Origin of the sequence: Parabacteroides sp. FAFU027 (assembly GCF_022808675.1) — a bacterium.
In the GTDB taxonomy this organism is placed as follows: domain Bacteria; phylum Bacteroidota; class Bacteroidia; order Bacteroidales; family UBA7332; genus CAXXIC01.
Map to the genome: position 1 here is coordinate 221,389 of NZ_JAKZKV010000003.1, position 22,346 is coordinate 243,734.

21 protein-coding genes are annotated in these 22,346 nt (G+C 43.3%); 6 read left to right on the plus strand and 15 right to left on the minus strand.

The annotated features are described in order from the left end of the window. Positions 1-53: 53 nt before the first annotated feature. A complete protein-coding gene (locus MLE17_RS06220; protein ID WP_243347891.1) occupies positions 54-1,319 on the minus strand; it encodes a DUF2851 family protein in 1,266 nt (421 codons plus the stop codon). Positions 1,320-1,557: 238 nt separating this feature from the next. Here MLE17_RS06220 and dapB point away from each other — a divergent pair, with 238 nt between their 5' ends. The 5 genes from dapB to MLE17_RS06245 all read left to right on the plus strand — a co-directional run bounded on the left by dapB (position 1,558) and on the right by MLE17_RS06245 (position 5,514). Next, complete coding sequence (gene dapB / locus MLE17_RS06225) at positions 1,558-2,277, plus strand: 4-hydroxy-tetrahydrodipicolinate reductase (protein ID WP_243347892.1); 720 nt, start codon at positions 1,558-1,560, stop codon at positions 2,275-2,277. A gap of 39 nt (positions 2,278-2,316) precedes the next feature. After that, positions 2,317-3,786 (plus strand): S26 family signal peptidase, encoded by a 1,470-nt coding sequence (locus MLE17_RS06230; RefSeq protein WP_243347893.1) that lies wholly within the window; start codon positions 2,317-2,319, stop codon positions 3,784-3,786. Between the two features lie 147 nt (positions 3,787-3,933). Continuing rightward, positions 3,934-4,419 carry a hydrolase gene (locus MLE17_RS06235; RefSeq protein WP_243347894.1) on the plus strand — a complete coding sequence of 162 codons (486 nt, stop codon included), beginning with the start codon at positions 3,934-3,936 and terminating at the stop codon, positions 4,417-4,419. A 72-nt stretch (positions 4,420-4,491) separates the two neighbouring features. Beyond that, the gene (locus MLE17_RS06240) at positions 4,492-4,911 is read left to right on the plus strand and encodes a DUF3788 family protein (RefSeq protein ID WP_243347895.1); all 420 of its coding nucleotides are present in this window, start codon (positions 4,492-4,494) and stop codon (positions 4,909-4,911) included. Positions 4,912-4,962: 51 nt separating this feature from the next. Next, entirely contained in the window at positions 4,963-5,514 is a 552-nt protein-coding gene (locus MLE17_RS06245; protein WP_243347896.1) for a DUF1697 domain-containing protein, read from the plus strand. A 396-nt stretch (positions 5,515-5,910) separates the two neighbouring features. Here MLE17_RS06245 and MLE17_RS06250 read toward each other — a convergent pair whose 3' ends face one another. From MLE17_RS06250 to MLE17_RS06265, 4 genes are all read right to left on the minus strand, one after another. Continuing rightward, positions 5,911-7,089, minus strand: coding sequence for a GlmU family protein (locus MLE17_RS06250; RefSeq protein WP_243347897.1), 1,179 nt, complete (start codon positions 7,087-7,089; stop codon positions 5,911-5,913). A 122-nt stretch (positions 7,090-7,211) separates the two neighbouring features. Continuing rightward, positions 7,212-7,709 (minus strand): dihydrofolate reductase, encoded by a 498-nt coding sequence (locus MLE17_RS06255; RefSeq protein WP_243347898.1) that lies wholly within the window; start codon positions 7,707-7,709, stop codon positions 7,212-7,214. 24 nt (positions 7,710-7,733) lie between these two features. After that, positions 7,734-8,528, minus strand: coding sequence for a thymidylate synthase (locus tag MLE17_RS06260; RefSeq protein ID WP_243347899.1), 795 nt, complete (start codon positions 8,526-8,528; stop codon positions 7,734-7,736). Between the two features lie 186 nt (positions 8,529-8,714). After that, positions 8,715-9,596, minus strand: coding sequence for a hypothetical protein (locus tag MLE17_RS06265; RefSeq protein ID WP_243347900.1), 882 nt, complete (start codon positions 9,594-9,596; stop codon positions 8,715-8,717). A 178-nt stretch (positions 9,597-9,774) separates the two neighbouring features. On the opposite strand from MLE17_RS06265, the gene mdh reads away from it, so the two are divergent. Further along, entirely contained in the window at positions 9,775-10,716 is a 942-nt protein-coding gene (gene mdh / locus MLE17_RS06270) for a malate dehydrogenase (RefSeq protein ID WP_243347901.1), read from the plus strand. 185 nt (positions 10,717-10,901) lie between these two features. On the opposite strand, the gene MLE17_RS06275 is transcribed toward mdh, so the two are convergent. The 10 genes from MLE17_RS06275 to MLE17_RS06320 all read right to left on the minus strand — a co-directional run bounded on the left by MLE17_RS06275 (position 10,902) and on the right by MLE17_RS06320 (position 22,268). After that, positions 10,902-11,672, minus strand: a complete 771-nt coding sequence (locus tag MLE17_RS06275) for a hypothetical protein (RefSeq protein WP_243347902.1) — start codon at positions 11,670-11,672, stop codon at positions 10,902-10,904. A 132-nt stretch (positions 11,673-11,804) separates the two neighbouring features. Beyond that, positions 11,805-12,560, minus strand: a complete 756-nt coding sequence (locus MLE17_RS06280; protein ID WP_243347903.1) for a hypothetical protein — start codon at positions 12,558-12,560, stop codon at positions 11,805-11,807. 503 nt (positions 12,561-13,063) lie between these two features. Then, positions 13,064-13,540 (minus strand): hypothetical protein, encoded by a 477-nt coding sequence (locus MLE17_RS06285; protein ID WP_243347904.1) that lies wholly within the window; start codon positions 13,538-13,540, stop codon positions 13,064-13,066. A 688-nt stretch (positions 13,541-14,228) separates the two neighbouring features. Next, the gene (locus MLE17_RS06290) at positions 14,229-15,461 is read right to left on the minus strand and encodes an ammonium transporter (protein ID WP_243347905.1); all 1,233 of its coding nucleotides are present in this window, start codon (positions 15,459-15,461) and stop codon (positions 14,229-14,231) included. A 364-nt stretch (positions 15,462-15,825) separates the two neighbouring features. After that, positions 15,826-16,698, minus strand: coding sequence for a TIGR01777 family oxidoreductase (locus MLE17_RS06295; RefSeq protein ID WP_243347906.1), 873 nt, complete (start codon positions 16,696-16,698; stop codon positions 15,826-15,828). A gap of 193 nt (positions 16,699-16,891) precedes the next feature. Continuing rightward, positions 16,892-17,374 carry a GNAT family N-acetyltransferase gene (locus tag MLE17_RS06300; protein WP_243347907.1) on the minus strand — a complete coding sequence of 161 codons (483 nt, stop codon included), beginning with the start codon at positions 17,372-17,374 and terminating at the stop codon, positions 16,892-16,894. Further along, positions 17,358-18,911, minus strand: coding sequence for a sigma-54 interaction domain-containing protein (locus tag MLE17_RS06305; protein WP_243347908.1), 1,554 nt, complete (start codon positions 18,909-18,911; stop codon positions 17,358-17,360). Before MLE17_RS06305 ends, MLE17_RS06300 begins: the two co-directional genes overlap by 17 nt. Before the next feature lie 161 nt (positions 18,912-19,072). Beyond that, the gene (locus MLE17_RS06310) at positions 19,073-20,203 is read right to left on the minus strand and encodes a homocitrate synthase (RefSeq protein ID WP_243347909.1); all 1,131 of its coding nucleotides are present in this window, start codon (positions 20,201-20,203) and stop codon (positions 19,073-19,075) included. A 322-nt stretch (positions 20,204-20,525) separates the two neighbouring features. Continuing rightward, positions 20,526-20,831, minus strand: a complete 306-nt coding sequence (locus MLE17_RS06315; RefSeq protein WP_243347910.1) for a (2Fe-2S) ferredoxin domain-containing protein — start codon at positions 20,829-20,831, stop codon at positions 20,526-20,528. Positions 20,832-21,005: 174 nt separating this feature from the next. Then, positions 21,006-22,268 carry a radical SAM protein gene (locus MLE17_RS06320; RefSeq protein WP_243347911.1) on the minus strand — a complete coding sequence of 421 codons (1,263 nt, stop codon included), beginning with the start codon at positions 22,266-22,268 and terminating at the stop codon, positions 21,006-21,008. Between the last annotated feature and the right edge of the window lie 78 nt (positions 22,269-22,346).

Below are 22,346 nucleotides of genomic sequence, written 5' to 3' on the forward strand. Positions count from 1 at the left end.
CTGACAAAAATACACAAATTATTCGGGAGTGGAAGCAAATGCGGTTCTCTCCCTTATTTCCGGCTCAGAATGCGGTGCCCGATGCGGCAATAGAGACATTTCTTCTTGTCGCAATACTCCTTTTGCAACTGAATAACAGCCTGCGAATCATAAGCCGACTCCACCGACACTCCCGCTGATTTCCAATTTCTGACAATAGCATTATCCTCGCCCTGAATCTCTTCCAGCAAAGACAACGCTCGGTTACACAGTTCCTCCTGACCGGTTGACATTCCATAAGCAAACATCATCGGAACAACAGCATTAATCAGCGCCACCTGTAAAGCCGTTTTGCCCAGATGCTTGGTCCGTTTCACGCTTTCTGCCTCAAAGTCATAATGCGTTTGCCAATAAACACTCGGCTCAACCGTCATCAATGCGTAAAATTCATCCGGTTTCACAATTTGTATGATTTTGGAAAATAACATCGGCATTTTGTGATAAAGAGCTGCCATTTGAGCCAAACGAATGTGCGGAAAATTGGCCGGACGAAGCCGCAGGAATCGCCACGCCTCAGGCTCAATCGGTTTGAGAGCGAATTTATTCTGCAAAAAACGATATTCCCGCTGAAGCAATTGCAGGTAAGCATTGTCAGGCTCCTCAATCAACAATCCGGCCTGACCGAAAAAGAATGCCTCGACCTGAAGCAACGAATCGCTGTGCTTTAAAATAAAATTCAACGGCAGACTGCGTGCCAAACGTTCGAATGCATCGCTGTTGATACCCATCCCAAAACTGCGTAACAGGGTAATATAGAAGGCCTCTTCCCAATTTTGCTTGTTTTGTTCCAATAACAAACGGATGGCTTCCGTTTTTCGTTCCAAACGTTCAGTCAACAATACATTTTTCCAGGAAGAAAAGAGAAACGGATCAATTTCACCCAACTGATTGCGGCAGGGAATAGCCGAATCGGCAGCTACCAGATGGCGGTAATGCTCACGCATCGTTTCGGGAAAGGGCAATACTAATTGCGGGACAATCTCCCCATTAGAGCGGACAATCACCGCATCACAAACCTCTACCACATTTAGTATGACCGAGTCATAGGCTTTATCTTCGTGATGTCCGTGCCGCATCCAGTCGGATGAGCGGAGGTGAATCTCGACATTTCCCGCCCAGACCGTTCCATCGAGTTTGACTTTGGCATTAAAAAAGTCCGGGCCAGAATTTGTATTGTGCTGGCCGGCATCAATCACATCCACCTCTGCTCCTGCGGTGGTTTGAAGAGAATCGGCGGTGTAAAGGCGGTATTTCCAGATGTATTGCAGCAATTGTTCCATAAGATAAAGCCGTTTGAGATTTGGGATTTTCCGACGGGGCGCTTTTGGTTTCGGGGAAAACTATATCTTTGCAAATTAAAGAAAAACGGGGCGTAAATATGCATGTCCCGACAAAAAATCCAAAATAATTTAAACAGACTATCCTTTTATAAAACATCAAAAGCAGAAGAAAAGGCCGCAATCCGAGTGATTCAACCGAGATCCAGCCTGACATTCTGCCCATTTAAAACTGAAACAGATGAAAATAGCATTGATTGGCTACGGCAAAATGGGTCACGAAATCGAACAAATCGCGATCAGCAGAGGACACGAAATCGTAAGTATCATTGATGTAAATAATCCGGATGATTTCACTTCCGAAGCGTTTCAAAGTGCAGAGGTAGCCATCGAATTTACCGCGCCATCGGTTGCGCTAGAGAATTACCGCAAATGTTTTGCTGTGAATATGCCTGTTGTGGCAGGTACAACCGGCTGGTTGGACAATATGCCGGAGATTAAAGAGGCTTGTGACAACAATGGAAAAACCTTCTTCTACGCTTCAAACTACAGCCTGGGTGTGAATATCTTCTTTGCACTCAACAAACACCTGGCTAAAATCATGAATAATTTCCCTGACTATGATGTAAAAATGACCGAGATCCACCACATTCATAAACTGGATGCACCAAGTGGAACAGCAATTACATTAGCAGAAGGTGTACTCGAGAATATTGACCGCAAAACCAAATGGGCGCTCAAAGACGGTTCTAATAGTGCAAACGAGCTGGCAATCGAAGCTCTTCGTGAAGGTGAAGTTCCGGGTTACCACTCAATCATTTACGAATCTGTAGTAGATACTATCACCATCACTCACGATGCGAAAAGCCGCAAGGGTTTTGCCCTTGGAGCTGTGGTTGCCGCTGAGTTTACCGCGGGCAAAAAAGGCTTCCTAACCATGGAAGACATGTTGAAATTCTGATTTTGATTTTCAATTATCAACTTATTCATATTCATCATTATGAAAAAATTTGCACCGAAGCAGTGGATTAAGTTCATTGTCGCTGCTGTGCTTCTGATTCTCTTTGCAGACTGGGTTGGCAACTTCTGGATTTTGCTGTTGCTGCCGGTCATCTTTGACATTTACCTTTCAAAACGTGTTAATTACGGCTTTTGGAAGAAATGGGAAAATAAAACAGCCCGCAAAGTGATGGAATGGGTCGATGCAATCCTTTTTGCACTTGTAGCCGTCTATTTCATCAATACCTTCTTTTTCCAAAATTACAAGATACCCTCTTCATCGTTGGAAAAGACGCTTTTGGTGGGTGATTTCCTTTTTGTAAGTAAGGTGAGCTACGGTGCACGCGTGCCAAATACTCCGCTTTCATTTCCATTGGCACAACACACGCTGCCAATCCTGGATTGCAAATCGTACATCGAGTGGCCGCAATGGGAATACAAGCGCCTTTCTGGCTTTGGCACAGTTAAACGCTATGACATTGTGGTATTTAACTTCCCGGCGGGCGATACCGTAGCGTTGAAGGTGCAAAATCCTGACATTTACTCATCGTATTATACCGAAGGCGATCGTCAGTTGCAAAGCATGGGGCAACCCTTCGTCAAAGATTCGATGAATCACAATGCATACGCCAATAAATGTATTGCCATTGGCCGTGAACTAGTAAAAGCCAACCAGGGAACTTACGGAGAGATTGTTTATCGTCCTGTTGATCGCCGGGAGAATTATGTAAAACGTTGCGTTGGACTTCCGGGGGATGTTTTACAAATCGTAAACAACCAGCTTTTTATCAATCAAAAGAAAATGGCGAATCCGGAACACCTTCAGTTTAACTATTTCGTGAAAACTGACGGAGCATCACTAAGTGAAGAATATCTTCGTTCACTTGGTATTAGCAAAGACGATATTCAGCTTTATGAAGCAGGCGATTGGCAGAGACAATTGGGCATTGAACCTGATGCTAACGGTCAATTTACCCAACTGTATCATTTCCCATTGACCCAAGAGGTTTTAGGCAAACTGAAACAGAACAAATCTGTGGTGAAAGTCATCATTGAACCGGACCTGATGGGAGGACCAGTTTATCCATTGAACGGGTTCAAAGTTTGGTCACGCGATAATTACGGACCGCTCTGGATTCCACAGAAAGGCAAGACGCTTAAATTGAGTCTCTATAACCTTCCAATCTACGAACGTTGCATCCGTGATTACGAACGCAACAAACTGGAAGTAAAAGATGGCAAAATCATGATTAACGGCAAGATTACAGACCGTTACACCTTCAAAATGGACTACTACTGGATGATGGGTGACAACCGTCACATGTCGGCAGACTCTCGTTACTGGGGTTTTGTACCCGAAGACCACGTTGTAGGAAAACCAATACTCATTTGGCTCTCTCTCGACAAGGACCGTGGTCTGTTTGATGGCGGTATCCGCTTTAAACGCCTGTTTAACGTGGTGCATAACTAAGTACGAACATTCCAAATTCATATCTGTAAAAGCCGGGCTTCCACAAAGTCCGGCTTTTATTTTGCATTTAAAATCTAATCTGCCGGTTTATTTGTTTTTATCTTTGACTGAAATTACCAATTCCATATTTAGTTAAATCAAAATACCATGAAAACAGAAACACAAAACGAAGAAATCTGCTGTCCTTTGATTGAAGTCGATAAATGGGACAACCAAATCCTGGAATGGAATGATAAACTGTTCGCTAAAGAGCGTGTACGTACCTTCTTTTACATGCCGTTGAATTTTAGTCAGGTAATGAAGCGTTTCGATGCTAAAATGCGCGAGCACAACATCTCTTTCCCCGACTACCTCTGCCTTTCAGACCATACTTCTAAGTGGAATATGGATCTTTACCTCGCTGTGGACAAGGAAATCCCCGGCATAAATCACGCACGGCTGAGTGGAAAGATGTTCACAAAGGTTTATGAAGGGCCTTTCAAGGAAACAGGCAACTGGTGCAAGGATTTCCAACGAATTGCAGCCGAAAAAGGGTACAAAATCGGGAAAATGTATATGTGGTACACCGTTTGCCCCAAATGTGCGAAGAAATACGGAAAGAATTACGTCTTTATTTTTGGCCAAATCGAATAATAACCACCGCATAAAGACATACCAACAATAGAGACGTGCTCTGGCGCGTCTCTCCTCCAAAAACAAACAATCATGGACACGAGCATTTTCATGGATAAGGCAGTTCTTCCTGACGAAGAGGGATTAAAATCGGCCATCGGAAACACCTACCCATTGTGGCAGGCCTTAAAAGAATATGTGTACACAAAATACCCGAAGGCAACCGAGGAATGGTTTCATTCAGGCAAGAATTATGGTTGGGGCTTCCGTATAAAAGACAAGAAACGGGCTATTATTTACCTACTGCCCCGCGATGGTTATTTCAAAGCGGCCTTTATGTTTGGGCAAAAGGCAACTGATGCCATCATGGCCAGCGATATTGAAGAGGCAATCAAGACCGAACTGATGGCAGCCACCGTTTATATGGAAGGACGCGGCATTCGTATCGGTATTTTGGAAGAAAAACAGCTCGATGATATCAATAAACTGATTGATATTAAATTAACATTTTGAGTAAAGACGCGGCAGGCCACGTCTCTACTGTTATACAACCCCAAATCATTTATGCAGACCTACATTGCCATATTACGCGGCATCAACGTCAGCGGAAACCGCATGATAAAGATGGATACACTCCGCCAAATGTTTTCCGACATGGGATTTACCGGGGTTAAGAGCTATATCCAGAGCGGAAACATAATCTTCCAAAGTAAAAATGGAAACGATACGAAGTTTGAGCAAAAAATAACGGAGGAAATCCTTTTCCGATTCGGATTTGACGTTCCGGTGATTGTCCTGAGCCGTGACGAACTGAGGATTATTATTGAGCAGAATCCCTATTTGTCTGATAAATCAAAGGAAAGCAACCACCTGCATGTCACTTTTCTGACCGAAAAGCCGTTACAATCTTTGGTTGATAAGTTAAATGCGGACAAAAGTCTTACAGATGATTTCAAAACCAGAGGACGAGTTGTCTATCTCTACTGTCCGAATGGATACAGCAAGACAAAAATCAGCAACAGCCTGATTGAAAACCGTCTCAAGGTCATCGCCACCACCCGCAACTGGAAAACCTGCAACGAACTCTTCTCTTTAGCGACCGATGAGCTGAAATAATAAATGAAAATGCCGGTATATGAAATCACAACCGGCATAAATTACTTCAGAGCGGGAATAATTCACTTCATAGCGTGCATATTCCAATCCATATTAACAATATATAATTATATATTCCAAATATATCAATTCACATTCATCACAAATCACCTCTTAGATGTCAAATAATATTTCATAGTCTGAATATATTAAAACACATTGACCTCAAATTAAATCTAAGAGAGAATAAATCACTTCTACGCGGCAATATTTTAGTTTGAAGAGTGGATAAATCAGCCACAAGACCCAATAAATAGGAATCTAGCGCCGATAAATCATTCCCTAATCACTATTTTTCGCTTTCAATTCAGGATAAATATCCGATTACTCCGAATATATTGTTTCACAGTCGGTATTTTATATCTTCTGCTCCAGCACCACTTCGCAAATGCGACGTTCTGCATCTGTGAGTTCTTTCTTCCGGCGGGCTTTGACTTTCTCTAAAGTTGCAAAGAAGTTTTTCATATTCGCCTCTTTAAAGCCTGATGCACCTCCTTCACTAAAAGACGGGATATAAGTACGTGGAAAATCGGAACCGTAGATATTACAACCAATACCGATAACAGTTGCTGTATTAAACATCGTATTAATGCCTGCTTTGGAATAGTCACCCATCATCAAACCACAGAATTGCAGTCCGGTTTTAGCAAAACGGCGTGAAGAGTAGTTCCACAGCTTCACTTCTGCGTAATCATTTTTCAGGTTGGACGATTCAGTTCCGGCACCGAGGTTACACCACTCTCCGATAACGGCATTTCCCAGGAATCCGTCGTGAGCTTTATTGGAATAACCAAACATTACTACGTTATTGAGCTCCCCTCCTACTTTGCAGTAAGGACCTAATGTCGTTGCTCCGTATATTTTCGCACCCATATTCACAGTAGCGTGCTCACAGGCGGCAAATGGTGCCCGGATATGCGAACCTTCCATGATTTCAACATCTTTTCCCAGATAAACGGGACCGTTTTTCAGATTGATAGTTGCACATTCGATGGTCACGCCCTCTTCCACAAATAGCTTCGGAGTTCCATCTGCAAAGCAGAGCTCACCAATCACCTGTACAGTCGGGCTCAACGCAGCACTTTGGCGTCCAATGGTCAACCGACGGAAATCCACTTCCATCGCTTCTCCATTCAACGTGAAGATATCGTAACTTTGACGAATAGCGAGCAGTTTTTCCTTGTATTCCACGCGTTCCAACGACTCCGCTTGCTCATAAGCTGTACGATTACCTTTTACCGCAATCAACAAATCGTCATTAAACAGCGCTTCGCCTTCATTCAGGTGAAGAATAGCGTCAACCAGCTCAATCGATGGTAATACATTTCCAGCGATGTAGATATTTTCCTCGGTCTCATTCAAGGGAAACTTTTCTGAAAGGTATTCTTCAGTCAGATAGGAAAATTCAGCTTTAAACACTTTGGCCCATTTCTCGCGAATGGTCATTATACCGACGCGGATGTCGGCTACAGGTCGGGTAAAGGTAAACGGAAGCAGGTCTGTTCTGCATTTTCCGTCAAATAGGATAATATTCATAATAAAAATAGCCCCTCCCCAACCCTCCCCCAAAGGGAGGGAGTTGGATCAGAGCTCTTACTAATGTTTTGATTTTGATTTTTTCTTTTCACCTCCTTCGGTGGGGTCGGAAAAGGCCTCCCTTATCTCTTTCTCACGAAATCCACAAAGGTGTAATCATAAGCGTTCTTATCATCCGCTTTATGATCTTCGCGATTCACCTCTTCCCATTCGTCATAGTTGACTTCGGGGAAATGCACATCGGCGTCAGGAAAAGTTGAATGGACGAAAGTCAGATACATTTTATCTGCTTTTGTCAAAGCCTCTTGATAGACGGAAGCTCCACCAATAATAAAAATCTCTTTGTCGCTTTCACTTAACTGAATGGCCTCTTCCATCGTAGTACAAGCAATACAGGTGGTGCCCATGGCTTCGGGCATAGAGGTCAGCACAATGTTTTTCCGATTGGGAAGCGCCCCTTTCGGCAACGATTCAAACGTCTTGCGGCCCATCACTACAATATGCCCTTCAGTGAGGTTTTTGAAGCGTTTCATATCGTTGGGCAGTCGCCACAAAAGCTCCTGTTTTTTTCCGATACCACGGTCTTCGGCAAGGGCGCAAATAACTGAAATTGTTGACATAGCTTACCTTGAATTTATTAGTTATTAAACTGAAACATCAGCTTTAATATGGGGATGCGGATTGTAATCGCAAAGTGTGAAATCCTCATATTTAAAGGAGAAAATATCTTTTACATCAGGATTAATCTCCATGCGGGGCAATGCGCGGGGTTCGCGCGAAAGCTGGAGCTTAACCTGTTCAATATGATTAGAGTAAATGTGTACATCACCGAAAGTATGTACGAAGTCACCTGCTTTAAGACCTGTAGCCTGAGCAACCATCATCAGCAACAAAGCATAAGAAGCGATATTAAAAGGAACGCCGAGAAAGACATCGGCACTGCGTTGGTACAATTGCAGACTAAGGCGTCCATCTGCCACATAAAACTGGAAGAAAGCGTGGCAAGGCGGTAGCTTCATGTTTTTAATATCGGCCACGTTCCATGCACTTACTATGATACGGCGTGAATCGGGATTATTCTTGATTGTATCAATAATTTCGGTAATCTGGTCGATGTGACCACCGTCATAATCAGGCCACGAACGCCATTGATAACCGTAAATGTGACCTAAATCACCATTCTCATCAGCCCATTCATTCCAGATACGGACTCCATTATCCTGAAGATACTTTACGTTGGTATCACCTGCCAAAAACCAAAGCAATTCGTGAACAATAGACTTCAGGTGAAGCTTTTTTGTGGTAAGCATCGGGAATCCCTCTTCGAGATTGAAACGCATCTGATGGCCAAATACGCTGATGGTTCCCGTACCGGTGCGGTCATCTTTACGCACACCTTCATCTAAAACACGCTGTAGTAAATCTAAATATTGCTTCATGGTTTGACGACAATCTTTGTTTTGAGGTTTGCAAAACGCACAAAAGTATGAATTCTGTGCAACAAAACCAATTAATAGTTCTTTTTTAATTCGCGATGATTAAAACCTGTTACTGAGGTCTTATTTCCCATCAAAAGAAACGCACCTGATTTCAGTCAGGTGCGTTTCACTATGGTTTATTGATTTTTACTTTTCCAGTTTAAAACTGCGGCTTCCAATCAGGTTGCCGTCAGCGAAAATGTCCACGCGGTAGTCTCCGGGGTAAAGGTATTCTTCGACATTCCAGTATAAGGTCAGCGGAATCTCCTCACCGGTATATTCAAACGCCTTTCGACAGGAATAATTGATGTCACGATTTTCGTATCTGAACAAATCCATCCGGTTTTTGGTCAGGATGTCGTTATCCGGTTTCATAATGCGCAGGTAAACCATCTTATCACCGGTTGCAGCCGTCACATTGCGGGCAATCTTGAAGTTAATCATGATTTGGGTCATTTTCCCCACATCCTTGGTCGCCTTTCCTTTTTTATTCAGTCCCGAAACACTGATTTCCGTCGCGTTCAACTGCGCTGCGAGCGAAACTTTATCCGAAAGGTTTTTCTTCTCTTTTGATAATTGCGAAACGGTCTGTGAAGCTTCGTTGTAACGCTGCGTCACGTTCTGATTTTCATCGCGAAGCCTTTTGTTTTGCGCATTCAGAGAATCGACCTGAATGATATAAGTGCGCAATACGGCACGCACCGTTGCCAGCTCCTTCTGCAATTCACGGATACGACGGCCATTGGTCGATTTCACGGTACGAAGCTCTTCAAGCAGTCGCTGCACCTTCATCTTTTCGTTTTCGTACTGGGCAAAGAGGGAGTCATTATGAAAGTCCATCTTATTATACCCTTCGTATTGCGTCGCAAGCTGTGAATATTCATTTTCCAGGTCGGACTTCTGAATATCAAACTCTTCGGTCATCCCTTTAATCTCGCTTTGTTGTCTGGTAATGTAAATTATAGCCCCTGCCAGCACCAAAGTCAGTGCCGCAACTGCCACAATAAGCCACTTTGTATTCTTTGTCATAAGATTCACTTTTTCCGAAAATTCGCTGCAAATGTAGTGGTTTTAGGGCATTAGGGATAGCAAATTAATATTCTTTAATCGAAAGTGAATACGGAAATATTTCTGCAATCGAATCATTTATCGTACATTTGCCCGCGTCTAAAATAGCACATTCTAACTCATAAAAACATTATAGATTATGTCAAAAGTAACCGTAGTAGGAGCCGGCGCCGTAGGTGCAACCTGCGCAAACGTTTTGGCCGTTAACGAAGTGGCCAACGAAGTCGTTCTTCTCGATATTAAAGAGGGTTTCGCTGAAGGTAAAATCCTGGATATGTTTCAAACTTCTGCATTGCAGGATTTCGATACCAAACTGACAGGCGTTACCAACGATTATTCTAAAACTGCCGGTTCAGATGTAGTTGTAATTACTTCAGGTCTTCCACGGAAACCGGGTATGACACGTGAAGAATTAATCGGTGTAAATGCCGGTATCGTAAAAACCGTTGCTGAAAACATCCTGAAATATTCTCCTAAAGCATTCATCATCGTGGTAAGTAACCCGATGGATACCATGACTTACCTGGCATTGAAAGCTACCGGCCTTCCTAAAAACCAGGTATTCGGTATGGGTGGCGCATTGGATAGCTCACGCTTCCGTTGCTACCTGAGCAAAGCGCTTGATGCAAACATGAACGAAGTAGAAGGTATGGTAATCGGTGGTCACGGTGATACTACTATGATTCCTGTAACCAGCATGGCAAACTACAAAGGTATTCCGGTTTCTGACCTGTTGAGCAAAGAAGAGCTGGATAAAGTAGTTGCTGACACTATGGTAGGTGGTGCTACATTGACTAAATTACTCGGTACTTCTGCATGGTACGCTCCGGGCGCTGCTGCTGCTTACGTAGCTGAGTCAATCATCCGCGACCAGAAGAAAGTAATTCCTTCTTGTGTATTCCTTGAAGGCGAATACGGACAAAGCGACATCTGCATCGGTGTTCCTGCTGTAATCGGCAAAAACGGTGTAGAGAAAATCCTCGAAGTTAAACTGAGCGACGCTGAAAAAGCTGCTTTCGAGAAGAGCGCTGCTGCCGTTCGTGCAACTAACGACGTATTGAAAGAAATCGGTGTATTGTAATCCGGTTCTTTTACAAAACACAAACTCCCCGATCGGTTCGTCCGGTCGGGGAGTTTTGCTTTCAGGAATATTCTTGTTGAAATAAAAGCGGGGCAGCAACGGTAAACCCTAACCGTGCTGCCCCTGAAAATTACAAGCAAAACAATTTGTCTTAATATCAAATTAAATCCTGCACAGCCGGATGATTATTTTGATTTAAAGATGAGTGGTGTTTTCAGGAAATGTGCCTTAGCAGAATCATCAACCATTGCACTTTTAAGTGCATCAGACATAAGTCTCCATTTGAGGTCACTGGAAATAGTATTGGTCAAACTCAATTCTTCCGTTACAGTGGTTGTGGTATAGCTTACTTTGGAAACTTTATACACCAATTCATTCCATCCTTTTTTCAATGTGAAGTTGTAATTCTCGGTATAATTAAGTTGATACCCAGAGATATTCTCCGAGATCGATGATTTTCCAGAGACCTTTACGTCTTTATCGCTATAAACAAATATAGAATATGCAGCACCTTGATTTTCGGTCAAATCAGTACTGGTAAAATTAGATTTGATCAATGCTCCGTTAACAGAAGTACCACTATAAGCTGCAAATACTAATGATTCCTTAGAAATCAAAGCTGTAGTATCGCTGATAGTTCCAACAAAACTGCTATCCATACCAATCTTGCACAAACCAGCATTACCGGGAGCTACTAAGTTAATGGAAAAACTGCCAGTGGATGAGATCGCTCCTTCACCCACATTGATGTACGTATCTTCTGCATCAGAAGTATAAGCTAAAGCCTTTACCTGACTAACACTTCCGTCAAAAGATTCAACCTTACCGCTCAACACCGAATTTGACAAACTGGTTGCATTCGCTGACGGCTCATCTTCATCACCACCGCAACTTACAAACACCATTCCTACCGACAACGATAAAGCCAATAAGGACATTTTCAATAGATTTTTCATAGAAATAAATTAGTTATCGCCTACTCGTCAGCTTTTCGGCACCCGCTTTCCAATCTTGTTATACTGTATTTATAATTTGATATATAGGACCCAAATACCCCAAAAAGTGTTTCATCAATGAGACACTAATAACTATTTAAGGAATATCGACTCTATTAAATTGACATTCTTGTTATACGCATTGCCATATTGATAATTAATATCTGACAATAGTTTCCATTTAAGATCACTTGTAATAGTATCAGTCAAACTGGTCTCTTCAAGATGGCTATATGCCGTAATAACCCTCTTTGTTGTTTTATACACAAGCTCATTCCACCCTTTTTTCAGCCTGAAGCTGCAATATTGAACACTCTTACCACTATATTGGGGATCGGCATATTCATCTGTAATAGTATGATTGCCGAAAATCGAAACATCCTTATTGCTATAAACAAGACATGTATATGCTACCCCAACTTTCCTTAATTCATTTATTTGATTACAATTAGTCCTTATTAGACAATAAGAGGCTATTTCTTGATTTGACTTGAAGGTCTGTAATGCATAAAAACCAATCAATGCAGTTGTATCACTAATGGTTCCGACAAAAATACCGCCGTCAAATATTTCACGTAAACAATTTTCAGGAGGAGAGGTTAGCGGAAAAGAAAATCTACCCAAAGAAGAGATTGTTCCCGAACCAAGAATGTCGGTTCCCGTACCATAACAACTTACCGTAGTAACGTTAATGTTTTTATTTTGGAATGAGTCAATGGAGCCACTTATCACATTATTATTTAGGCTACCCCCTTGATTTGAATTTGCAGAATCCGGCTCGTCACTACATCCCACAAACAAAAAACATACTCCCAGAAAAAGAGCGAATACTTTCAATAAACATTTCATAAACTAACGACTTGTACAAATCCCCTACTCTATTCCGGATTTTCGGGAAACCTCCTTATTTCTTTCAAAAAAAACAGATCGGGACGGCAACGTTATGACCTTAGTTAACTTTTGTCACCGCCCCTTTCTGTTGAACCGGCACTGTGTAGCTCCGGAACTTTTATCTTACTCTGCAAATGGGTACTTCAGGCTTGAATTAATCTACCTTTTACCCAAATTAATTCATCATTCAAGTGGGTGAGGGTACTTCAATCCCGAATTAATTTACCTCTGACATGAATTAATTCATCTTTGATGTGAATTAATTTACCTCTGGGGTAAATTGATTTACCTCTGAAGTAAATTAATTCAAGTTGGAGGTAGTGGGGGGTACTTCAAGGATGAATTAATTTACCCGTAAAATGAATTAATTCACCTTCAACCCGAATTAATTCGTCTTTGATGTAGGAGGGGGTACTTCGGAAGTACCCCCTCCTACATCCGAAGTACCCCATTAGGGATATTTAGTTGGTAGACGGTGTGGTATTTCCATTGGGGCCTTGCCCGTCAAATAATTTGCTTAACTCGTCCACAATGCTTTGTGTTCCCGGAACACCCATCTTCGAAGCCCCTTTCGCTGACTTATAGATGGACAAAGCCGCCTGATAGGCATCGCTTCCTGCTGCCAGGCGGGTATCAGACACCATTTCCGATAACGTAGCTAAATCCAGTGCGACACGACGCAACGAACTAAAGAGACTCAGGTCGTTCGTTAATTCATCCAACGGTGCAAACGGTGGTACAATCATCGGTTGTTGTTTACCAAAAAGAAGACTCTTTTCCACAAATGGAATTCTACCGTCATCTATTTTGGGCATGGTTTTACGGTCTGATGGAGACAATTTTATTACAAATGGAAGAATTTCTTTGAGCTCGGCAATCAATTCCAACGCGCGTTGCTCTTTTTCTTGAGGGAATGTGGCTGTGATGTAACCTGACATAATGATAAGTTTTAAACGGTTATAAAATATGGTCAAAAACAAAATCTATACGGAAACAAATGCAGACCGGCAAAATAAGCTGATGCCCTCCTTTCTTCTTAGTAAGTTGTCGTTATTGACTTTACCCTTCTCAGCTCAACCCGTCCTGTCGGCATGACAAAGGAATAAACTTAATTTTAAAATATCAAGTAGAAGAGTTCTATTTTAACAAGTACAAAATCCAAACCAGCCCCCTCTTTGCAGCATTTCCAACATCAATTATACCAATTTGTTTTTCAGTATTTTGCAAGGAAACGCCAGAACAACAATCAGGTTATCATCCTTCCAAAACAATCAATTTTATACCCTGTAGCGGTATCTAAAAGTTATCTAATTTACTGGGAATCACACAATGCCCCAAATCCTGCATTTTAACAATTCAACAATACTTTTGCTCTTATCATTTCACCTTCAGACACCTCCGGCTATCCAAAATCCAAAGACTATTTTCTCTAAATCCTAAATAGGCACAAAACAGAATTATCAACTTATTTAACATTCGTAAAATCGAAGGAAGAAGACTCAAAACCACCTTAAAAAGAAAAGGCCGGATTCACATCCGGCCTTTTCCTCCAAAGAAGCAAACGAATCCGCTCCTTTGCACAGGTGTTATTATGTTTATGTTTAGTTTATGCTTTGGATCAAAAGATTAGTTCTGGCGTGCTACCTCACCGTGGTGGACGATATCAAGACCGACAGTCTGCTCTTTCACCGATACGCGTACCGGGATAAACTTGTTGATCAGTTTAAAGAGCAACAGGGTGAAGAAGAATCCGGCGCTGATAGCCATCAGGATTGCAACACCCTCTTTGAGCAACAACGAAGCGTCACCTCCGTAGAACAGGCCGTTAGGAATAGCCGGGTTAATTGCTTTGTTGGCAAAGAAGCCCATACAGAGAGTTCCGATTACACCACCCATACCATGTACACCCCATACATCGAGCGCATCGTCCCAGCCCTGGTGTTCTTTCCATTTAACGGCCATGAAACAACCGATTGAAGCAATCACACCGATAACAGCCGAAGAGTAGATATCAACATATCCGGCAGCAGGAGTGATGGTTGCCAATCCGGCAACAGCACCGGTCATCAAACCGATAAAGGTTGGTTTCTTTTTGCCTGTATTCCATTCGATAATCAACCAGGTAACGGCTGCGAATGAAGCGGCAGTATCAGTATTCAGGAATGCTGAGATAGTTACAGAGTTAACGGCTAATTCACTTCCCGCGTTGAACCCGTACCAACCGAACCACAACAATGCGGTACCGATGGCAACCAAAGGAATGTTATTGGGGTCACTTTTTTCAGGACGAGAGCCTACGAAATATACAGAAGCCAATGCTGCGAAACCTGCTGTTGCGTGTACGACAATACCGCCGGCAAAGTCAAATACACCCCACTGAGCGAGCAATCCGCCACCCCATACCATGTGTACGAACGGGTAATAAACGAAAATCTGCCACAAAACGAGGAAGAAGATATAGGCTTTGAAAGTTACGCGATTGATAAATGCGCCGGTAATCAGGGCCGGAGTGATGATGGCAAACATCATCTGGTAGGCGATGAAGATATATTCAGGAAAACGTTTATCGGCTGAATAGAGCGTATTTGGGGTAATTCCGTGGTAAAATGCTTTGTTGAAATTCCCGATTATTCCGAAAAAGTCAGTTCCATGAGCCATATCACCGCTGAAACAAACCGAATAACCGAAAGCAAACCACAATACTGTAGATACGCCCATCGATACGAAGCTCTGCATCATAATGCTAAGGATGTTTTTCTTACATCCCAATCCACCATAAAAGAACGCCAGTCCCGGAGTCATTAACATCACGAGGCTGGTAGCCAAAATCATAAACGTAGTTAATCCAATGTCGAACATAATGCTATTAGTTTTGTTGGTGCAAAGATATATACATTACAGCAACAAACCTACATTTTGGTTGTTAATTTCGAATAAAAACCTACACAAATGTATCTTTTCCATGTTTTAGGTATCATATTGCTCATTTTAAAACCAAAACAACGAATCCAATTTGAAACCAAACAAAGGCTACCAAATTGACATTTGTCTATCAAAATGCAATTACAGCGACAATTATCCAGATCAAAAAGGTAACCAAACAGATGTTTTGCAACATATTTATTGACATAATGACAAAACCCCACGAGAAATCCATGAGGCTTTACTTCTTAACCAGAAACAGAAATCAGTTCGCAAAACTTACAAAATGGTTGATTTTCGATTACAATACTTTCATTTGGCTACAAAGATGTCGGAGAGCCAGCTTTAGACTCTGGTAACGGAAGGCATAATCGTACTGAAAAAGCTTTCCGGGATAAACCATCTGGCCGGATGTCAACATATTTGCCCGTTCACCCAACGCGAGAAACAGCGCCCATTTCGGCACAGATAACAATGCCGGACGTTTGAGCACATGTGAGAGTACCCGGTTAAACTCGTCGTTAGTCACCCGTTCGGGTGAGGTAATATTAATGAGTCCGCTCAGCTCTTTATTTTCCACAATAAATACCAACGCACCTACCAGGTCTTCCACATGCACCCAGGGAAATCCCTGACTACCGTTACCAATCTTTCCGCCTAACATATATTTATAGGGGCGAATCATTTCAGGCAATGCTCCTCCCTCGGCAGCCAGCACGACTCCGAAACGGGTAATGGCCAAACGGACTTCCGGGGAGACACGTCGTGCCTCTGCCTCCCAATCGCGACAGACGGTGGCCAGAAAATCCGTACCGTATTCCGTAAAAGATTCATCACAATTGACATCCGGAGGATAAGCTCCTACCGCCGATGCTGAAATTAAGAGTTTCGGTTTACTATCCAGGCTGTTTATTGCAGAGACCAGGGCACGTGTGGTCAGGATACGGCTATTGTAAATTTCCTGTTTGTATTTTGGAGTCCAGGGATGATTGATGGTTGCGCCAGCCAGATTGATTACCACCTGGCAATCCGCCAATACCTGAGCAAGCCGTTCCGAACGTTCCGGCTGATAGAGCGAGCGGTCGAGGTTGATCACCTCATTCCCCTGCCTGGTAAATTCATAATTCAAATGGTTCCCAATAAGGCCGGAACCACCGGATATAACTATCTTCATAATGAAAACGTTTTCAATTATAACACGTTACACGAATATATGTTGATTTCAATCGCAGTGTCTGAAAACATAAACGCCGGACTGTATGGAAGACAATCCGGCATTTTACTATTATATAGGTAAATGCTTTCCGTGATTAATAGAATATTCCAATAGGAAATCACTATTTAGCTGGCAACCACAAGGATCAGCCCTACAAATATTTCCGCCAATAACGCATCGGTGGCTCAGTTTCATCGAAGCCCATGCTTTTGTATAGCTGCTGTGCGACCTGATTATCTTCACGCACTTCGAGGGTGATGCGACTGCATCGCAGTTCTTTAGCTCTGAATTCAAGCGCCTCCATCAGTTTGCGGCCTATACCATTTCCCCGAAACTCTTTTTTCACGATGACGTCATGGATATTAACCATGGGACGGGCTGTAAAAGTCGAGAAGTTCTCGAACGCGACAATCATGCCGCCGCATTTCCCTTCAACAGAGGCCAACAAAACAATTTTCTTGGGGTGTTCATTCAGCCCATCCACAAAGCGAAGCTGCTGGATTGGCGAAAGTGGAGCGCCCCCTCCCATTTCATCCTGTATATAGCAATTAATCAGCTCCACCGCCGAGGTTAGGTGGTCCGGATTGCTGAAATCACAATCTTCAATATCTATTTTTTCAATTCTCTTCATCATCAGCCAAATGTTTATAGTTCTTCGGATTGATCTCATATTTATGAACACGCAGACCCAAAATTCGTTCGGTAACCCCCAACTGTGTCGCTGCTTTGGCAACATTTCCACGGGTGGCGATAAGCGTATCCAGAATGAGCTGTTTTTCTACCTTCTCGATAACGGAATTTAATGTACCCTTGGTCACCGTATCGGATGAAGCTCCCGTCTGAAGCGTCGGCGGCAGGTTATAGGAACGGATTACATCGTCGGTACTCATAATCATCGAGCGCTCAATCACATTCTCCAGCTCCCGGATATTTCCCGGCCAGGAATACATCATCAGCATGTCTATGGCCTCACCGGTGATGCGCTTCACATTGGTACCGTTTATTTTATTCAGCTTATCGATAAAGTGATCCACCAAAATCGGAATATCTGCCCGACGCTCACGAAGCGCAGGAACATATATCGGGAAAACGTTGATCCGGTAGTAGAAATCTTCCCGGAATTCGTTCTTTTTAATCATCTCTTCCAGGTTACGGTTCGTAGCCGTGATGATGCGAACATCAATATTGATGGTTTTGTTTCCGCCTACACGTTCAAACTGTCGCTGCTGTAACACACGTAGCAATTTCACCTGCAATGACAACGGAACTTCCCCTATTTCATCCAGGAAAATAGTTCCGCCGTCAGCCATTTCGAAACGGCCTACGTGCTGGGAGTTTGCTCCCGTAAATGACCCTTTCTCGTGGCCGAACAATTCGCTTTCGATCAGATTCTCCGGCAATGCCGCGCAGTTGACTTTAACAAACGGACCGTTCGCCCGTGAGCTGGCCTTATGAATCGCTTCGGCTATCAACTCTTTACCCACACCGCTTTCACCCCGGATCATCACCGTTGCATTGGTTTGAGCCACGCGGTTAATCATTTCGAAAAGATCGTTCATCAGGGATGAATTTCCCACAACATTATCCGGACGGAGTGAGACCAGGCCACCTTTCAGACGACGGTTTTCTTCACGAAGCAGTTCCAACTCCTCCATTTGGTTCTGGCGTACCTCTACGCTACGCCCCACCAACAATCCTACGATATTGAGGAATTTCGCTTCGGCAGAAAAATCAATCCGGCTCTTGTGGTGCATGTGAATACTCAGCGTTCCGGTCACTTCTTCCTCTGCACAAATAGGGACACAGATAAATGCGGTCGAATGACCGGCTTTGCGGGCGATACCTGTCTTGTTCAGGTAAGTCTGTTCTTTATAGATATCGGGAATAATGATGGGTTTCTTTGAATTCACCACCTCGCCGACAATGCCTTCACCCATCTGGTAAACGCCCCTACCCTTCTCCTCCTCGGTCATTCCGTATGCAGCTCCGATTTTGATGTGAGCAAAATGACGGTTCACGATCGTAATCATGCTGTGATCTGCCCCAAGGAAATTGCACAGACTGGCAAGTACCAGCTCCAGGTCACTGTTAATATCCTGGCTCCGGCTGATAATATTACTAATATTAAACAGGAATGTCAGATCCGACTCCGCGTAACATTCCCTTTTCATACGATCACAATACATACCTAATACCTATTTAAGAGTTGTCATTTTGTCATTATTCAATGCAAAGGTATGATATTATGTCAATTTACAAGCGTATTTTGTGTTATATATCTCTTTTAGCATGGTAAATAGTGATAAAAGCAACGCTAAAACACGATTTTAGCTTACAATTCAGTGTAGAACGATTCTAATTCAAAAGGATAAATTTCTCGTTTTTGCTGACGGGCAGTCTCGTGAATCCGATTCATAATCAGGGCGATTTCCAAAGCGCTCAGACAAATATCCCTTTCAGCAAAAAAGTGAATCACGGCAGCTTTACCGGAATGCTTGCCAAAAATATTAAAAGAAGTTTCTCTTCCCACCATTTTTCCGTCAAAAGCCTGAAATGCGGTCGGGTCTTCCAGTGTGCTGCGGGTATGTACGCCCGATTCGTGGCTAAAGACCCGCTTGCCGGTGATGGCTTTACCTTCAGAAATGGGTCGGTTTGATATTTTGGCCACATATTCGCACAATTCGCTAATGACAGGCGTGGAATATTTATGGCATTTGAAAGCAGTCACCAGAGTCATGACAACCTCTTCCAAAGCGGAATTCCCTGCTCGCTCTCCGAGGCCGTTCACTGTTACACTCAGATTTTCGGCTCCGGCTTGCCAGGCGGAAACCGCATTAGCAGTAGCCATTCCCAAATCATTATGACCGTGAAAATCAATCGCCAAACCGGGAATTTCGTCTTTAATCTGACGTATCAGTTCCATCGTGGAAAGCGGAGTAAAAACCCCGACCGTATCAGCAATTCGAACACGACAAACGCCTTCAGATGCAGCAAGTTTAAAGTATTCCATCACCCGGCTACGGTCAGCCCGACTGGCATCCTGAGCTCCTACACTTACAAATTCGAAGGATTGACGGGCATAAGCGATCAGGGCGGGCAATTCTTCTTTGACCCAGCCCCAATCTTTATTGATGGTTTTCAGTTGAATATCGGAAAGGGGAAATGCGATATGAATGCCTTGCGCTCCGGTGCGGGCACAAGCATCAATGTCCTGACGAAGAGCACGACTCCATACGGAGATACGGCAATTGAGATTCAATCCTACAATGGCACGGATGGTTTCAATTTCTTCTTCACCCATGGCCGGTATTCCGGCTTCGATTTCATCCACGCCAAGAGTATCGAGCAGACGGGCCAGGTGAATTTTTTCATTATGCGTAAATACGACTCCCGGAGCTTGTTCTCCCTCACGAAGGGTAGAGTCGATGATGCGGGGCGGTGTTATTGTTGTTGAATGTGTCATAGTCGTTGTTGTTTAGAGATGAAAGGAAATAGCATTTAGACAAAAGATCAAAGACATCAGACTTTTAGGTCTAACATCTTAGTTCTTACGTCTTCTATCTTATTGTCTGGAATCTAAGAAAACAGATTAAGGCATCCCGTTTGACGAAAGATCAGAATATAACAAATGACTAATGACAATCCTCTCTCAAACTTTTTTACAACTCTAATCCTTTCCGAAAATCTCCCAAAAACTTCCGTCCGGGGATGCCTAACCTGTCACAGAATCAAACCACGTATTTTGAATTACCCGGGAATTGAAACCGGGCAATTTTTATGCGATATTATTTAGCAATAAGGTATTCCTCAACAGCTTCGTCATTTTCCAAAGCATCGAGAATTTCCTCCAATCTGTCTTCGGTAACTCCGCCATACCAGTAGTTGTTAGGCTGGATCACTACGATCGGACCCTGGCTGCATACGCTCAGACAGGCGGTAGTGGTTACCAAAGCATCGATGCCGCGATCGCCGCATCCTTCGCTAATCATTTGTACAAATGAAGTTGCTCCCTGTTTGTTACAGAATCCCTGAGCATCTCCGGCAACCCTGTAAGAGTTGCAAACCATAATCATGTAATCGGGCTTTTGCATAATCTTTTATTTTTATATTGAAGAGACACACGACCGTGCGTCTTTACTGATTTTTAAATAGTAATCAGTACCTTCCTCCCCGGGGAAAAGGAGGAAGGCTGATCATCTGAAAAAAGAACTCGGAGTGTGGCGCTACTGCGAGCGCCAATATATATAGTGATAGTGAATTCAAAATCATCCGCAACCCATGCTGTTGCCGCGACAAGATTCACCACACTTGGCAAAGTCAGATTTACAAAGAGTCTTCAACGGTTTGTTGAGATATACAGCGTCAAGTCCTGAATCAATCAATCCGCTCATTTGTATTACACGTACACCGTTATTCTGGAGAATGGTAGAGGGTCTTTCACCGACTCCGGCAACCAATACGGCCTGGCAATCGTAGAGAACGTCATTCGCAATCTTTGTCCAACGTTCATCGCCGCTACCTTGCGGAGGAGTTGCCCGTTTTTCGATGAACTTATAGCCGTTTTTGGTTTGCTCGAAGATGTGGAGATGTTTCGCTTCTCCCAGGTGCAGGTTTACCAACAGGCCTTCGTGAGTCGCTACCGCTACATTTTTGCGCTCTTCGTTTTGGTTAACCACCAGGGCGGAAAATTGCTTAATCATATCCATCGCTTCGGTAAGGTCTTTGCCCAGCAATCCGGCAGCATCGGCACGGCAGCGGGCACAGTGTCCCATCGGTTTGATGTATTTCGAAATTTTCGCCTTGATCTCCTTCATCATCTCTTTGGATGGCTCTTCCAGTTCCTCGAAAGCCGTATTGGCTGTCGGATACATCGGGATGCAATTCATTGTGTCGGCTCCCATCTCCGCCATTTTCTTTGCCAACTCTTCGATGTCCTGGTCGTTTACGCCGGGGATGATCACGGTATTAATCTTGACCATCATACCCTTCTCCTTGAGTTTCTCTACACAATAAAGTTGTTTTTCCAAAAGAAGTTTGGCTCCTTCCAGTCCACGATATACCTTCTTGTTATAGCGTACCCAAGAGTAAATCTGAGCCAGGGTCTCTACATTGAGCGAGTTTATTGTAATTGTAACGTGAGAAACATTGAGTTCAGCGATGCGGTCGATGTGTGGAGCAAGGTCCAGCCCGTTGGATGACAGGCAATAGATCATTTCAGGATGCTCTTTTTCAATCAACTCGATGGTACCGAGAGTTTCGTCCGGATTGGCGAATGGATCACCGGGACCGGCAATACCGATTACGCTCAGGTTGGGAAGTTTCTCCATCAGGGCGTTTGTGTATAACGCCGCTTGCGCAGGAGAAAGTACTGAACTGGTTACGCCCGGACGGCTTTCGTTGCAGCAATCGTAGAGACGGTTGCAATAGTTGCACTGTATGTTGCACTTCGGAGCTACCGGCAGGTGAACGCGAGCCTGAGTATGTTTGGCTCCTTCGTTAAAGCATGGATGTAATGATAAATCTTTCATTTTTTTACCCTTTCACGTTTTGTTAATAGCTCCTTGTAAAACCTCCGGTAGAAGAGTCAGTCGCCAATAACGATTAAT